The organism is Mycobacterium sp. 852002-30065_SCH5024008, from assembly GCF_001665645.1.
Classification (GTDB): domain Bacteria; phylum Actinomycetota; class Actinomycetes; order Mycobacteriales; family Mycobacteriaceae; genus Mycobacterium; species Mycobacterium paraffinicum.
The window spans coordinates 70,356-85,512 of the sequence record NZ_LZSZ01000107.1 but is presented as its reverse complement, the minus strand read 5'-3'; the positions used below and the strand labels follow the sequence as shown (position 1 = coordinate 85,512).

General features: G+C 66.6%; 14 protein-coding genes and 1 pseudogene. 3 read left to right on the top strand and 12 right to left on the bottom strand.

Translation table 11 applies throughout. The features are described from left to right. Positions 1 to 34: 34 nt before the first annotated feature. Positions 35 to 181, bottom strand: a pseudogene (locus A5781_RS25060) (6-phosphogluconolactonase); the annotation flags it as partial. Between the two features lie 46 nt (positions 182 to 227). Between A5781_RS25060 and A5781_RS15125 the strand changes: the two are divergent. Next, complete coding sequence (locus tag A5781_RS15125; RefSeq protein ID WP_067207496.1) at positions 228 to 626, top strand: ATPase; 399 nt, start codon at positions 228 to 230, stop codon at positions 624 to 626. Positions 627 to 776: 150 nt separating this feature from the next. Here A5781_RS15125 and A5781_RS15120 read toward each other — a convergent pair whose 3' ends face one another. The 3 genes from A5781_RS15120 to A5781_RS15110 all read right to left on the bottom strand — a co-directional run bounded on the left by A5781_RS15120 (position 777) and on the right by A5781_RS15110 (position 2,497). Continuing rightward, positions 777 to 1,259: an adenylate kinase gene (locus A5781_RS15120; RefSeq protein WP_197503849.1), complete on the bottom strand. Its 483-nt coding sequence runs from the start codon at positions 1,257 to 1,259 to the stop codon at positions 777 to 779. 357 nt (positions 1,260 to 1,616) lie between these two features. Further along, positions 1,617 to 1,994 carry a hypothetical protein gene (locus A5781_RS15115; RefSeq protein ID WP_156624662.1) on the bottom strand — a complete coding sequence of 126 codons (378 nt, stop codon included), beginning with the start codon at positions 1,992 to 1,994 and terminating at the stop codon, positions 1,617 to 1,619. Positions 1,995 to 2,008: 14 nt separating this feature from the next. Next, positions 2,009 to 2,497, bottom strand: a complete 489-nt coding sequence (locus A5781_RS15110; protein ID WP_197503847.1) for a nuclear transport factor 2 family protein — start codon at positions 2,495 to 2,497, stop codon at positions 2,009 to 2,011. 24 nt (positions 2,498 to 2,521) lie between these two features. Here A5781_RS15110 and A5781_RS15105 point away from each other — a divergent pair, with 24 nt between their 5' ends. Both A5781_RS15105 and A5781_RS15100 read left to right on the top strand, forming a co-directional pair. Then, positions 2,522 to 3,169, top strand: a complete 648-nt coding sequence (locus tag A5781_RS15105; protein WP_067207487.1) for a TetR/AcrR family transcriptional regulator — start codon at positions 2,522 to 2,524, stop codon at positions 3,167 to 3,169. Continuing rightward, positions 3,166 to 4,626, top strand: coding sequence for an amidase (locus tag A5781_RS15100; protein ID WP_067207484.1), 1,461 nt, complete (start codon positions 3,166 to 3,168; stop codon positions 4,624 to 4,626). Before A5781_RS15105 ends, A5781_RS15100 begins: the two co-directional genes overlap by 4 nt. A gap of 168 nt (positions 4,627 to 4,794) precedes the next feature. Here the strand turns inward: A5781_RS15100 and A5781_RS15095 are convergent, their stop codons facing one another. From A5781_RS15095 to A5781_RS15060, 8 genes are all read right to left on the bottom strand, one after another. After that, the gene (locus A5781_RS15095) at positions 4,795 to 5,607 is read right to left on the bottom strand and encodes a DUF1206 domain-containing protein (RefSeq protein ID WP_067207481.1); all 813 of its coding nucleotides are present in this window, start codon (positions 5,605 to 5,607) and stop codon (positions 4,795 to 4,797) included. A 17-nt stretch (positions 5,608 to 5,624) separates the two neighbouring features. Further along, positions 5,625 to 8,432, bottom strand: a complete 2,808-nt coding sequence (ppc, locus tag A5781_RS15090; RefSeq protein ID WP_067207477.1) for a phosphoenolpyruvate carboxylase — start codon at positions 8,430 to 8,432, stop codon at positions 5,625 to 5,627. 45 nt (positions 8,433 to 8,477) lie between these two features. Further along, entirely contained in the window at positions 8,478 to 8,711 is a 234-nt protein-coding gene (secG, locus tag A5781_RS15085; RefSeq protein ID WP_040624202.1) for a preprotein translocase subunit SecG, read from the bottom strand. Between the two features lie 31 nt (positions 8,712 to 8,742). Further along, entirely contained in the window at positions 8,743 to 9,528 is a 786-nt protein-coding gene (tpiA, locus tag A5781_RS15080) for a triose-phosphate isomerase (RefSeq protein WP_067207473.1), read from the bottom strand. Next, the gene (gene pgk, locus A5781_RS15075) at positions 9,525 to 10,763 is read right to left on the bottom strand and encodes a phosphoglycerate kinase (protein WP_067207469.1); all 1,239 of its coding nucleotides are present in this window, start codon (positions 10,761 to 10,763) and stop codon (positions 9,525 to 9,527) included. Before pgk ends, tpiA begins: the two co-directional genes overlap by 4 nt. A 2-nt stretch (positions 10,764 to 10,765) precedes the next feature. After that, positions 10,766 to 11,785 (bottom strand): type I glyceraldehyde-3-phosphate dehydrogenase, encoded by a 1,020-nt coding sequence (gene gap / locus A5781_RS15070; RefSeq protein ID WP_067207466.1) that lies wholly within the window; start codon positions 11,783 to 11,785, stop codon positions 10,766 to 10,768. 116 nt (positions 11,786 to 11,901) lie between these two features. Beyond that, complete coding sequence (locus A5781_RS15065) at positions 11,902 to 13,329, bottom strand: NAD(P)/FAD-dependent oxidoreductase (RefSeq protein ID WP_067207463.1); 1,428 nt, start codon at positions 13,327 to 13,329, stop codon at positions 11,902 to 11,904. Further along, positions 13,326 to 15,107, bottom strand: a complete 1,782-nt coding sequence (locus tag A5781_RS15060) for a DUF3556 domain-containing protein (RefSeq protein WP_067207460.1) — start codon at positions 15,105 to 15,107, stop codon at positions 13,326 to 13,328. Before A5781_RS15060 ends, A5781_RS15065 begins: the two co-directional genes overlap by 4 nt. Positions 15,108 to 15,157 lie beyond the last annotated feature (50 nt).

Below are 15,157 nucleotides of genomic sequence, written 5' to 3'. Positions count from 1 at the left end.
CCGTCATTATCACCCGGATCAAACCGGGCGGGGGCTAGCTTGGCTGACCCGGACGAGCGGGCAATTTGGCCGCGGCCTCCTCGTCGAGCAGCCACAGCGTGGTTTCCTGCCCGATCGCCCCGGCGGCCGGCACCGCGACCGGCGGGGCGCCGCCGATGGCCGCGGCCAAATTGCCCGCTCGTCCGGGTCAGCCAAGCTAGCCCCCGCCCGGTTTGATCCGGGTGATAATGACGGTCATGGCAGACAGAACCGTGCGCGGTGGGCAAGAGCGAAGCCGGATCAAGACCCTCACCCAGGCTGCGTTGAACGCCGACAAGACGGTGGAGCAGGTCGAAGACGTCCTCGACGGCCTGAGTACGACCATGAAAGAGCTCAACACTTCCCTTTCCAACCTGAACGCCACCGTCGAGCGCATGGAAAGCGGCCTGGACCACCTGGACGGCACCTTGTCACGGCTGGACGATCTGGCCAGGCGACTGATCGTCCTGGTCGAGCCCGTTGAGGCGATCGTCGGGCGGATCGACGACATGGTGAAAGTGGGCGAGACGATGATGACGCCGCTCGCGATGACTGAGCACGCCGTGCGCGGCGTTTTCGACAGGCTGCGCAACCGCACGGCGGAGTGATACGGCGACGACCGCCGTTGCTACCTACGCCACATCGACACGGACAGCGTCACGATCCTTCAAATCCAATCTCACCGGCCAGCGAAAGTCGTTCATGCGTGCGGTGCGGGTGCAGCGCAGCGGTTGGCCGTCGCTGGCATAAAGCTGAATTCATTGGTCACGCGCTGTTTCCAAGAATCTCCGCACTTCGGGCGGATTATGCAGAATGTGCACCGCTGCGTGATCCGCGTGCTTTGCGATGACATCGAGGACGGCGGGAAGGCTAGTGCGACGGTAGTGATAGATCCATCGCCAATATTCGCCGTTTTCCCGTGAGCGGCGCAGGGTCCGCAAGGTACAGCGCCAGAAGGGAAAGTCGAGGACGATGATGGTGTCGGCGGCTGATATGCGCAATGCAAGGTTGTTGTCGTATGGGCCGAGGTCGCCATCGAGGATCCAGCGCTCTGAGCTGATGAGTCGGTGTTGGATTGCTGACCACTCCATTTGAGCGGTTGGCTGAGATCCGGGCTTCCAGAAGATCCTGTCCAATTCGATGGCGGGCGCGCCCAACTTCGCGCTAAGTTGTTGTGCCAGCGTCGATTTTCCTGCACCACCGCGACCGAGGATGACTACGCGGTTCATCTTCGGCGCCATGGGGTAGTGGCAGATGTAGGAGCAACCAACATCAGGGTAATCGCCCCGTTGATTAGTGCGTACAGTGGCAGCGCAGTGATGTCAGCTCTCGTAGTTCGTGTCCGATCTCAAGATGTTGAATTCCGAAGAAGCGCACCGTCTCACGTTCGGCGTTGGCCTCATGCGCATTGCTAATTGCATGTCCGCCGACATCTAGCATCTGGTAGGTTGCGACACCCTCTGGGGTGGATAGACGCGAATGACGGCGGGACAATGACGTGGCACGGGGTTTCTTGCACTACTAGAGTGTCGGGCATCCGATCACGCCCCAGATCTCCTTTCGCGCGGCAGGATCGCCAGCATCATCGCTGTGCTGAGCTAGCCGCGGTCGCTCCCCAGAACCGCCGCTCCCATGACCGCGAAGAGTGCGGCCGCACCCCCGATGAGAGCCAGGCCGGGACGACTGACCGACCCGCTGCGGCGCCCTAGCAAGACGGCGCCGACGTCAACGGTATCCGCGAGCGCGCCTAGTTGCAGTCCGGTTCGCCTGACTTTCGGATCGTTGCTGAGCGTCGCCATCGCAATAGCGGCGTCGCGGACACCGAACATCCGCACGCCGGTTCCTCCGTCGGAGGGATTGGCGTGTACTCCGAGACTGCGGTAAGCAACTCTTGGAGACAGGAGGCTGACGGCGCCCACGCACATCCGGATGACGCCCAATGCGGTCGACAGTGCCATACGAGTTTCGGTGCTCATCGGATTCCTTTCGGTCAAAGAAGTTTGCGTCGCACCAGCAGCGGTCCGACGCCGGATCGCCACCACGCAATCCAGGCGGCGGGCCGGCGCGCCAAGGTAGCGGCCAGGGGCATGGGATCGAAGAACGAATCGCGTTCTAGGACCTTGCCCTCGGCGTTGATGGTCAGCCGATCGACCGCCCGGAAGGACAGCGGGCGGCGCCCTGCGGTTCCGGTGCAGGTGATGTCGATGAAGACGACATCACCTCGGCCGGCCCAGCTCACCACTTGGCCACGAAGGTCGGGCAGAAAGGTCAGCAGCCGCGCCAGTTCACGCTGCCATACGGCGCGTCCGCGGCCGTCAACCAACAGCGGTTGGCGCAGCACCACGTTCTCGTCGAGGAGGTCGTCCCATGCGTGCGGATGTGGTGCGGCCCAGCCGTGCGCGAACTCGGTGACGACGGTTTCGTGCAGCGGCGAGTCCATCGGCGGCCCGTCTATACCAACGGAATTCGATATACTCATGGTATCTATGATACCCTGAGTAGCATGAGTGTTGTCAAGCCCCGCCGCTCGGACTACGTCGAACAGACGCGTACGGCGCTGCTCGATGCCGCAGAAAGGCTCTTTGCAGAAAGGGGCTACAACGCGACCTCACTGGCAGCCGTCGCCGACGCCGCTCGATTCACCAAAGGGGCCGTCTACGGTCACTTTCCGGACAAGGAGTCCCTGTTCATCGCCGTCTTCGAGCGCGTTCAAACCAATGCACTCACCCCCTTGATGGCCATCGACGGAGACGCACTGGGTGGTGCCGGGGTGATGACGGTCGTCGCTGGCTTCCTCGACGTATGCGCCGATCCCCTCTACCGCACGATCGTCCTCGAATTGGGTCCGACCGTGCTGGGTGCGACTCGATGGCGAGAACTCGACCACCGCTACGCCGGGCGCATCTTGGAAGAACAGCTCGCAAAACTGATCGACGAGGGCTCCATCGTGTCCGGGCCCGCCGATCTGCTGAGCCGACTGTGCTGCGCTGCGGCGGGCGAGGCAGCACTACAAATCGCCCAGAGCCCCAATCCGACTCGAACGCGTGAGCAATCCATGCAGGCTCTGACAAAGATGTTCACCGGACTCCTGGCGACGTCCCCGACCGACGCACCGTCAGATCGGAAACGCCGAGGCCGCCAGGCCGAATGATGGTGCCGCGCAACGACACCCTCGCCGAACAAGCGTTATCGATCCGATCGGGACACACGTCCTCGCGCGATCTCGTGCAGTCGTGCCTGAACCAGATTGACCGGCGGGGCCGGACGATAAATGCCTTCACACAGGTCCTGCACGATCAAGCGTTGAGTGAGGCCGACGAGCGCGACCGCCAGGTAGCCTCTGGCCGGCCCACGGGCGCCCTGCATGGCGTGCCGATCGCCGTCAAAGACGACATCGCCGTCGCTGGGGTGCCCACAGGCCATGGGCGCATCGCTGGGACGGCGGCGCCCGTAGACGCCGAAGCGATCCGCCGGCTGCGCGCGTGCGGCGCGATCATCATCGGCAAGACCACCATGTCGGAATTCGCGCTGTGGCCCTTCACCGAAACCCGTAGCTACGGTTACACCCTCAACCCGTGGCACCGGGGGTACTCGGTAGGCGGATCGAGCGGCGGATCGGCTGCCGCCGTGGCTGCTGGACTCGTGGCAGGGGCGCTGGGAGGTGATGGAGGTGGATCCATCCGCATCCCAGCCGCCCATTGTGGTGTGCTCGGACTGAAGACCAGCCGCCACGCCGTGGACCCCTGGCCACGCACATCCTTGTGGCGGTCCCTCGGCGTGCTCGGGCCGCTGACCCGCACCGCTCGCGACGCCGCGATCATGTTCGATGCACTCACCAATCAGCGCAACGGCGTCGAGCAGAACAGCACTTCCTGTACCGAGGCAATTGCAGCCCCATCGCCGCGGTTGCGGATCGGCGTGTCATTGCAGTCACCGATGTCGGACGTTGACCTCAATCCCGAAGTCGCCCGGGCGGTGCTGTCCACCGCCGAGACGTTGGCCGATCTAGGTCACGACGTTGTCCAGATCAATCCGCACTACCCACGCGTCCTGCCCGGCTTCGTCCCCCAGATGCTCGGCGGCCTTCTCGATGCCGTGGAGGAAGAACGCGCTGAAGATCTAGACCGCAAAACACGATTGCTTGTCGTGGCTGCACGCGCGGCCGCCGCAACGCGAGCCGACCGCTGCGCGGAGAAATACAGCCGAAGGGTAAGCGATGCCCTGAACGATGCCGTCTTCGGCGCAGTCGATCTGATCCTGACGCCGACTACCTACCGCCCAGCGCCGGCAATCGGCCAGCTCGACAACTCCTCGATCCGATCGGCACTCGGCAAGGCCGCACCCTGGGGTACCTACACGACGCTATGGAACCTGTGTGGCAACCCGGCGGCCGCACTGCCCGTAGGACTGACCCCGAAGGGCCTGCCGCTCAGCGCACAACTCATTGGACCCCATCACACCGAATCGCTGATCCTCTGCGTGGCGCATCAGCTCGAACAGACCGACAAATGGCTTCACCGGACGGCGATGGATTGGCTTCTTGCTCAAGAAAAGCGCGCTAGTCAGCTATGCCCCGATGGACCTTGCATCGGGACACCGCCCTGCTGATTTGGGGTCGGCCGCCGCGGCTCCTACGCAATACGCAGCGGCTTGGTCCGTCTGCTCTACATTGTCCCGATGTTCGCTGTCCGGCTCGCAATCATTGCGTCGTTCTCAAGCGCTTACCGGCGCGCTACCGCCCCGGACCGACTGCGGAACCGCTGAGACCTCGCAGGCCTACATCTTCGTCGACCGGGCCATCACGAAGCTGTACAGCCCGTAGGTGATGAGTCCGAGGCCGGCGGCGATCAACAGCGCCGCCCCATAGTGCTGAGCCCCGAGTGCCTTCAGGGCCCCGTCGAGCCCCGTGGCCTTCTTCGGTTCCGAGCGACACGCGGCGATGATCACCAGCGCGCCTGTCAGGGTGATCACGGCGCCCTTGCCGATATACCCGGCCACGCCGAGCCGGCGCACGAAGTCGCCCGACTTGCCCCGGAGGTCGTCGACGAAATTGCGGCTGGCGCCCTTGTAGATGTGGTAACACCCGACCACGACGATGACCAGCCCGCCCGCAACGAGCGCGATGGTGCCGCCGGTCGTTTCCATGAGGCGCGCGCTGATGCTCGAATTCTGTTGATCCGCCGCCCTTCCGGCGCCCCGGGCGAATCCGAATGCGGAGTAGGCAAAAGCGAGGTAGACCGCCGCCAGCCCAAGGGCCTTCGCCCGCGAGGACGCATCCGACGACGGGCCCTCCGACTTCCGGTCGCATGATCGGCCGAGGGCGGTTTCGACGAGCCGCCACAGGCCCATCGCCAGCAGGGCGGCCGTGGCGATCCACAGTGCGAGCGGGCCACCCGGCTTGGCCGCCAGCGTCGCCAGGGCGCCGGTTTGGTCGGCGGTTCCGCCGTCGCCAACCGCAACCCGGATCGCGAGATAGCCGACGATCAGGTGCAGCACCCCATTGACGACGAACCCGACGCGCGCCAGTCGTTCGAAGACGGTGTTCTGCGCCAACTCGGCCGCGGTCACGGGGGACGTGGTGTCAGACATGGCTTAACGAATGCCCATCACCCGCTGTTACGTAACGCGCTGGCCAATCCGTTCATCGTCAGCAGGATGCCGCGCTGCACCAGTTCGTCGTCGTCACCGGAGCGGTAGCGGCGCAGCAGCTCCACCTGCAGGTGGTTCAGTGGCTCCAGGTAGGGGAAGCGGTTGAACACCGAGCGGGCCAGCGCGGGGTTGTCGGCGAGCAGGTCGTCGTGACCGGTGATCACCTTGTGCATCGCGATGGTCCGCCGGTGCTCGTCCACGATCTTGTCGAACACCCGGTCCCGCAGTTCCTCGTCCTCGACCAGCTCCGAGTAGTGCGCCGCCAGGCCGAGGTCGCTCTTGGCGAGCACCTGGGCCATGTTGGAGAGCACGCCGCGGAAGAACGGCCACCGCTCGTACAGCTCGTGCAGGATCGCCACCCGCTCGCTCTCGCTTTCGGGCCCGGCCGCGATCCACTGCTCGAACGCCGACCCGGTGCCGTACCAGCCCGGAAGCATCACCCGGGACTGGCTCCACGCCAGCACCCAGGGGATGGCGCGCAGGTCCGATATCGACGACGTGGGTTTGCGTGACGTCGGGCGACTGCCGATGTTCAGCGAACCGATCTCGCTGACCGGCGTCGAGGCCATGAAGTAGTCGACGAATCCCGGTGTTTCATGCACCAATTCGGCGTAGGCGCGCTGCGCCAGGGTGGCCACTTCGTCGAGCACCGCGTAGGCCGGCTCCGCGGCATCGCCCAGGCCCTCGACGTCGAGCAGCGTCGACTCCAGCGTCGCCGCCACCAAGCTCTCCAGATTGCGCCGGGCCGCCTGCGGTTCGGCGTACTTGGCGGCGATCACCTCGCCCTGCTCGGTGAGCCGCAGCGAGCCGTTCACCGCGCCCGGGGGTTGCGCCAGGATGGCCTGATAGCTCGGCCCACCCCCGCGGCCGACGGTACCGCCGCGACCGTGGAAGAGCCGCAAGCGAATTCCGGCCTTGCGGGCCACCTCGACCAGCGCCAGCTCCGCCCGGTAGACCGCCCAGCTGGAGGCGAGGTAACCGCCGTCCTTGTTCGAGTCGGAGTAGCCGAGCATCACCTCCTGACGGCCGCCCTGCGCGTCGACGACCGCCCGGTACAGCGGAAGCTCCAGCATCGCGTCGAGGATGGCCGCGCCGTTATACAGATCGTCGATCGTCTCGAAGAGCGGCGAGATGGCAACCGGGCAATACGGTTCCGGCCTGGAGGCATCCAGCAGCCCGCCCTCTTTCAGCAGAATCGCCACCTCCAAGACGTCGGAGACAGAGCGGCACATGGAGATGACGTAGTTGGGTACCGCGGCCGGGCCGTAGCGCCCGACGGCATACGCCGCGGCGCCGATGACGTCGAGCTCCTTGCGGGCCAGGTCGGACAGGCCCCCGCGGTCGCCGACCAGCGGGCGGCGGGTACCCAGCTCGCCGGTCAGCAGCTCGACCCGCTCGTCCTCGGGCAGCGAGGCGTAGTCCGGGTGCACCCCGGCCCACGCCAACAGCTCCCCCACCACCTCTTCGTGGACGTCGGAGTTTTGCCGCATGTCCAGCCCGGACAAGTGAAACCCGAAGACGCTCACGCCTTCTCGTAGCAGGGCGAGACGGTCGTCGGCCAGCAGTGCACTGCCGTGTGCGCGTAGCGACTCGTCGATGGTGTCCAAGTCCGCCTGCAGCTCGGCCGGGGCGGAATACGGTGCCAGGCCGAGGTCCAGCTCGTGCTGCGGCCGGCTGTCCAGGATCTCGGCGCCCGTCGCGGTGAGCCGGGCGCGAATCACCCGCACCGCCCGCCGGTACGGCTCGTCGGCACGGGCCTTCTCCCCGCAGCCCTCGGCCAGTTCCGCCAGCCCCGCGGTGACGGGGACGAGTCGCGCCGACATCGACAGATCCTGTTCGAGGGCGGTGAGCTCTTCCAGGTAATGCGACAGCGCGGTGAACGCGGCACTGCTAGTGGCCTGGCGCACCACGTCGCCGGTCACGTTCGGATTGCCGTCGCGGTCGCCGCCGATCCAGGAGCCGGGCCGCAGGATCGGCGCGGCGAGCAGGTCGGTGTCGGGCCACCGCGCCCGCAACGCGTCCCGGACCTCGGCGTTGACCTGCGGAATGACCTGGAAGAACGCCGCGGCGAAATAACGCAGCCCGACCTCGATCTCGTCGGTGATCTGCAAGCGGGACAACCGGATCAGCGCGGTCTGCCACAGGGTGAGGACCTGGCGGCGCAACTCACGCTCAATGTTGCGCCCCTCATCGGTTTCGGTGTGCCCCTCGGCGTGCAACCGCATCAGCTGGGTGATCCGGTGCTGGGTGACGAAGACGGTGCGCCGCCGGGTCTCGGTGGGGTGGGCGGTGATCACCGGGGAGATCAGGGCGCCTCGCAGCGCGTCGGCCACCGTCGCCGAATCAAGTTCGGCCCCATCGAGTTTCGCGTAGGTAGCGGCTAGGCTGCTGTCCTGCGGCGGCTCGCCTGCGGAGACGTGGATGGCGCGGCGACGCTCCCGGTGGATGTCCTCGGCCACGTTGGCCAGCAGCGCGAAGTGGCTGAATGCCCGGATGACCGGGATCGCTTGGTGAATGTCGATTCCGTCGAACATGCGCGCCAAGTCGACCCGCTCGATCTCGGAGCGGCGCACCCGAAACGACTCCACCCGGGCGCGCTCCACGAGGTCGAAAACCTCGTCCCCGCTCTGCTCGCGCACGGTGTCGCCGAGGATGGCGCCCAGCAGCCGGATGTCGGCGCGCATCGGCTCTGTCGCCTCGCGACCGACGAGCGTGCGTTGCACGGCGCCGATGGGTTCGAGCGCGATGTCGGAAACGTCAACCATGCGTCCCAGTATCGGTGCGGATCACGCGCTCCGCCCGCCGACGGGTCACCGGTACTTGATCAGCAGGGCCACCCCGATGATGGAAACCAGCCAGATGCCGGTGATGAACAGCGTCAACCGGTCCAGGTTCTTCTCCACCACCGTCGAACCGGACAGGCTGGACTGGACACCGCCGCCGAACAGCGTCGACAGGCCACCACCCTTGGCGCGGTGCAGCAGCACCAGCAACACCACGAGCACGCTTGTGACCACCAGGGTGATCTGCAGGGCCAGCTCCATGACGCTAAATCCTACCGGCGGGGCCGCGGCGTCACGGCAGGGGCCCGCCGGCGGCGATCGCCGCCAGCGTCGCGAACTGCTCACCATCCAGGGACGCGCCGCCGACCAGGGCGCCGTCGATGTCGTCGCGGGCGATGATGTCACCGATGTTCTTGGCGTTCACCGAGCCGCCGTAGAGCACCCGAACGGTGTCGGCGACCTTGGACGAGGCGAGGGTCGCCAACGTCGTCCGGATCGCGGCGCACACCTCCTGGGCGTCGGCGGCACTGGCCACCCGGCCGGTGCCGATGGCCCAAACGGGCTCGTAGGCGACCACCACCTTGTCGATCTGCTCGGCGGACAGCCCGGCCAGCGAGCCGCGCAGCTGCTCCTCGCAGTGGCTGACGTGTCCGCCGGCCTCCCGGACGTCGAGGTGCTCGCCAATGCACACGATCGGGGTCAGCTCGTGCTTGAGGGCCGCTGCGGCCTTGGCGGCCACCAGCGCGTCGTCCTCGTTGTGGTAGGTGCGCCGTTCGGAGTGGCCGACCACGACGAAGCTGCAGCCCAGCTTGGCCAGGAAGGCCCCGCTGATGTCACCGGTGTAGGCGCCCGAGTCGTGCTGAGACAGATCCTGGCCGCCGTAGGTCAGCCGCAGCTTGTCGCCGTCGACCAGGGTTTGCACGCTGCGCAGGTCGGTGAACGGCGGCAAGACCGTGACGTCGACCTTGTCGTAGTACTTGTCCGGGAGCGCGAACGCGATCTTCTGCACCAGCGCGATCGCCTCGAAGTGGTTGAGATTCATCTTCCAGTTGCCGGCGATCAGCGGCTTGCGGCTCACGCGTCTCCTCCACTTGGTTGCGGCCGCCCGAGAACCTCGATGCCCGGCAGCGTCTTGCCCTCAAGGTATTCCAGCGACGCGCCACCGCCGGTGGAAATGTGCGAGAAGTCGCCCTCCGGGATGCCCAGCGCACGCACCGCGGCCGCGGAGTCACCGCCGCCCACCACACTGAACGCGCCCTTGCCGGTCGCCGCGGCGATGGCCTCGGCGACGCCCCTGGTGCCCGTGGCGAACGCCGGGAACTCGAACACGCCCATGGGGCCGTTCCAGAAGACCGTCCGGGCGTTGGACAACAGGGCCGCGAAGCGCTTCACCGATTCCGGGCCGATGTCCAGCCCGATCATGTCGTCCGGGATGGCGTCGGCGGCCACCGTCTGCGGCGGCGAGTCGGCGGCGAACTGCTCGGCCACCACGACGTCCCTGGGCAGCCGCAGCACGTCGACGTAGGTGTCCAGCAGCCGGCGGCAGGTGTCGACCATCTCCTCTTCCAGCAGCGACTTCCCCACCGGAAAGCCTTGTGCGGCAAGGAAGGTGAAGCACATCCCGCCGCCGATCACGATGCTGTCGGCCTTGGTCGCCAGCGACTCGATGACGCCGAGCTTGTCGGACACCTTCGATCCGCCGAGCACCACCGCGTAGGGGCGGGTGGTCGAGCTGGTCAACTGCTCCAGCACCCGGATCTCGTCGGCCACCAGCGTGCCGGCGTAATGCGGCAGCAGCGTCGCCACGTCGTACACGGAAGCCTGCTTGCGGTGCACCACCCCAAACCCGTCGGAGACGAAAGCCCCTCCGGGCGAAACCAATTCGGCGAGTTCGCGGGCGAGCGCGAGCCGCTCACCGTCGTCCTTGCTGGTTTCGCGGGAATCGAAGCGGATGTTCTCCAGCAGCAGCACGTCGCCGTCCGTGAGCCCCTCGGCCCGGGCCAGCGCGTCCCCGCCGACGACATCACCGGCCAGCTGCACGTGCCGGCCGAGCTGCTCGCCGAGCGCCGCCGCCACCGGCGCCAGCGACAACTTCGGGTCCGACCCGTTTTTCGGCCGACCCAGGTGCGCGGCGACCACCACCTTGGCGCCGGCGTCGACGAGCGCCTGCAACGTCGGCACCGACGCGGTGATCCGGCCTGGGTCGGTGATGGCGCCTTCGTCGTCGAGAGGGACGTTCAGGTCTGAACGCACCAGCACGCCCCGACCCGAAACACCTTCGGCCAGTAGGTCTTTCAGAGTAGGAACGGCCATGCTTACAGCGACTTGCCGACCAGTACGACGAGGTCGATGAGGCGGTTGGAGTAGCCCCACTCGTTGTCGTACCAGGACACCACCTTGGCTTGGTTGCCGATCACCTTGGTCAGACCGGAGTCAAAGATCGAGCTGTGCGGGTCGGTGACGATGTCGCTGGAGACGATCGGGGCGTCGTAGTACTTCAGGATGCCCTTCAGCTTGCCCTCCGCTGCGGCCTTGAAGGCGGCGTTGATGTCTTCGGCGTTGGCGGATTTGGACAGCTCGGCGGTGAGGTCGGTCACCGAGCCGGTGGGGATCGGCACCCGCAACGCGTACCCGTCGAGCTTGCCCTTCAGCTCCGGCAGCACCAGGCCGATGGCCTTGGCCGCGCCGGTGGAGGTCGGCACGATGTTCAGCGCGGCGGCGCGCGCCCGGCGCAGGTCCTTGTGCGGCCCGTCCTGCAGGTTCTGGTCCTGGGTGTAGGCGTGGATGGTGGTCATCAGCCCCTTGACGATGCCGAACTCGTCGTTGAGGACCTTGGCCAGCGGCCCGAGGCAGTTCGTGGTGCACGACGCGTTGGAGATGATGTTCTGGCTGCCGTCGTACTTGTCGTCGTTGACGCCCAGGACGATGGTGATGTCCTCGTCGGTGGCGGGCGCCGAGATGATCACCTTCTTGGCGCCGGCGTCCAGGTGCCCCTTGGCCTTGGCGGCGTTGGTGAACAGGCCGGTGGATTCCACGACGACGTCGACGCCCAGGTCGCCCCACGGCAACGCTGCCGGGCCCTCCCTGACCTCGAGTGCCTTGATCTTGTGCGGACCCACCACGATGGTGTCCTGGCCTTCCAGGCTGACGTCGTAGGGCAGCCGGCCCAGGATGGAGTCGAATTTGAGCAGATGCGCCAGTGTGTGGTTGTCGGTGATGTCGTTGACCGCCACCACCTCGATGTCGGCGGTGCCCTGCTCCTGTTGGGTCAGCAGGGCCCGGTAGAAATTGCGTCCGATTCGACCGAAGCCGTTGATGCCTACTCGGACCGTCACTTGATCTCTCCCTGTCTTGGCGATGTCTTTACTGAGTCCGCTGAATACGCGCTCGTGGTCAGCCTAGATGAGCAACATGCGCGGTTGCCGCCCCGGTTCCCGCGGACGATGTGACCTCAGTCGCGGCGGGTCTTCTTCAGCCACTTCAGCGCCGAATCGGCGGCGTGGTAACCGCACAGCCCATGGATGCCGGCCCCCGGAGGCGTCGACTGTGAACACAGGTAGACGCCGGGCACGCCGGTGGCGTAGGGATCGACGGCGATGCGGGGGCGGAAGATCACCTGCAGCCCGTCGTTGGCGCCGCCGATGATGTCGCCGCCGATGAAGTTCGCGTTGTAGGCCCGCAGCTCAGCGGGCCCCTTGCTGACCGTCGCCAGGACGCGGTCGGAGAAACCCGGCGCAAACCGCTCGATCTGGCCGACGACGGCGGCCGTGGCGTCGCCGTCGTAGCCGAACGGCACGTGCGCGTAAGCCCAGATGGGGTTGACGTTGCCCGCCGAGCGGGACGGGTCGCTCAGGTACTGCTGCCCGAGGAGCACAAAGGGCCGGTCGGCCATCTTTCCCTGCGCGCGTTGACGTTCGGTGTCCGCGATCTCGGCGAACGTGCCGCCCAGGTGCACGGTGCCGGCCCGGGCGCAGTCGGGGTTGGCCCACGGGATGTCGCCCTCGATGGCGAAGTCGACCTTGAACGCCGACGAGCCCGCGCGGTAACGCCGATAGGACCGCCTGATCCGGTCCGGCATGGCGTCGCCGTAGATGGCGAGCGCCGCGGCCGGGCTGAGGTCGAGCATGACGATGTCGGCGTCCGGGATGTCTTTGCGACTGCTGACGGTCACCCCGGTCGCCACCGAGCCGCCGTACTCCTGCAGGGCGGCGGAAAGCGCCTGGCTGATCGACCCGGACCCCCCTTGCGCGACGGGCCAGCCGTAGCGGTGCCCGCTGGCCAGGATCATCAACCCCAGGGACGCGGTGAGCGGCCGGTCGAGCCGGGTGTAGACGTGCGCGGCCGCGCCGCCGAACAGCGCGCGCGCCTGCTCGGTGCGAAACCAGCGGGCCATGGTGGTGGCCGGCAGCAGCGCCCGCGGGCCGAAGCCGGCCAGGCGGAGCGGGTGACGCGGGATGCCCAGCACCGGACCCATGAGATCCTCGGCCAGCTCATCGAATCCCGCCGCCAGGTCCCCTATCGCCCGCCGCCACCGGGCGCCGTCGGCCCCCATCCGGGCCACCGTCTCATCGAGCGACTGGTAGAGCACGCCGGCGGTGCCGTCGTCGAGCGGGTGCGCGCAGTCGACTTCCGGCCACCTCCACCGCAGCCCGTAGCGCTGCAGGTCGATCTCCTTCCAGAACGGCGAGCCGACGCCCAGCGGGTGAAACGCCGAGCAGTGGTCGTGGATGACGCCGGGCATCGTCAGTTCGCCGGAGCGGGCTCCCCCGCCGACGGTGTCGCACGCCTCGAGCACCTGGACTTCGACGCCGTGACGGGCGAGGTGGATCGCCGCGGCCAGGCCGTTGGGGCCGGCGCCGACCACCACGGCTCTGCTCATAGCGCGTTGCGCCGGGTCGTCAGCGGCGAAGCCGGGCGGTCGCCGCCATCGATGACATGCACGGGCAACTCGTCACCGGGCTCCGGCCACGGCTGGCGGGCGAGCATGTCCTCGACGTTGACATAGCCTTCCTCGATCAGTCCAGCCTTGGCGTCGAGGATGCGGTACCACTGCTTCTGGATGTGGATGGGCTGTCCCTCGAGGACGATCACCCGCACGTCGCCGTCCTCGAAGTGGCAACGGCGCTGCACGGCTTCGAGCAGCTGCTCGTTGTGCAGGTGGCCCTCGCCGAAGTTCCAGCCGACCAGCGGCCCGGCGACGATTTCACCCTCGCGGATCTTGTAATTGGCTTCGTCGTCGATGGCGCGAGGCACCAGGGCGTTGAGCGCGCGGCCGTGCACGTGCATGGCCCGGAAGGCGGCGGTCTTGTCCGCCATGATCTCCGCGGTCTCGGGGTCGTAAAGCCGGGCCAGCTGGTTGATGACCAGGGCGGAGCTCTTGACGATCTCGGCGTCGATCTTTTCCTCGGCGCCGGCGCGGAAGCACCACACGCTGGACGCCCAGTTGCCGGCGTAATACCTCATTGCGGGGAGGAACGAAATCTTCTTGGGGAACATGTTTCCCGCGATCACGATTGCCACCGCGGCGATTACGAGGGCCCACAGCAGCGGCGAACGCAGGTCGGTGGCCTGGATCGAGGCGTAGTGCCCGAACAGATAGAACAGCGAGAAGATGAAGAAGACGTTCCACTCCAACGGAACTCCCATCGGGAGGTTGGAAATGATGTTGAGGTGGAAGATCACCATGAATCCGATCAGGAACCACCGCCACGGGTGATCGCCGGCGAAAAAGACCAGCACCGTCGGAACCACGAATTCGGCTGTGGTGCCGCCGACGTGGGCCATCATCTTCGGCAACCAGGTGGGACGCAGATCGTTGATGTGGTCGCGGTACAGCATGTGCTTGATCGGGTTGAACAGTTTGGGCCGCAGCAGCGCGTTATTGCTCGTCATTACCGACACCACATACGGGAAGTGGTGGTTGAGCTTGGATGTTGCGGCGCCCCACCACAACAACAGCATGATGAGCTTGTATGCCGCGATCTGATCGGTGAACGGGAAGAAGAACACGAACAGCTTGAGCCAGTAGTGCTCGCCGCGCGCGGCCAGGAAAATGGTCTTGTCGCGCAGGCCCAGTACCGCCAGCGCGACGATCGTCGGGATGACGCGGACGGGGTCGATCAGGCCAACGTCGCCGACCGCGGTGACCGGCCCGCCGTGGCCGGGCGACAGCAGGGCCCACACCCCGCCGGCCAAAACGATTGCGTACAGCGCGACGTCGACGACGGTGCGGCTGTCACCTGCGGTGAACGGCACCTTTCCAGGCCACGCCGGCAGCCGAATCGTGTTGGGCCGCAGCCAGTACAAGATTCCGCCGATGGGCGGCATGAACCGTCCGGTCAGCGGGCCGGACCCACAACCCAGGCCCATCACCTCGAACAGCAGCGTGAAGACGATGACCTTCTGGTAGACGATCGGCTGCGTCCACCAGTCGGCGATGCGGCCAAGCCCGCCGAGGCCCGGGGTCAGCGAGATGATCGCGGCGGGGACGGCGATGTACAGGGCGATCTTGATCAGGTACAGCAGATACACGGCAGAGGGTGTCCCGAAGCCGTGTTCCGCCCAGTGCCGCGTCACGACCTGCAGCCGGGTGGCCCGGGGCAGTGTGGGCCAGGTCTTGCGATCGACGTCGGGAAGGTCCGGGGTCATGAATCCCATGGGCGGCCTCGTTCGGTGTCGGAAGAAACCAGTTGGCCCGTCAAATGTAT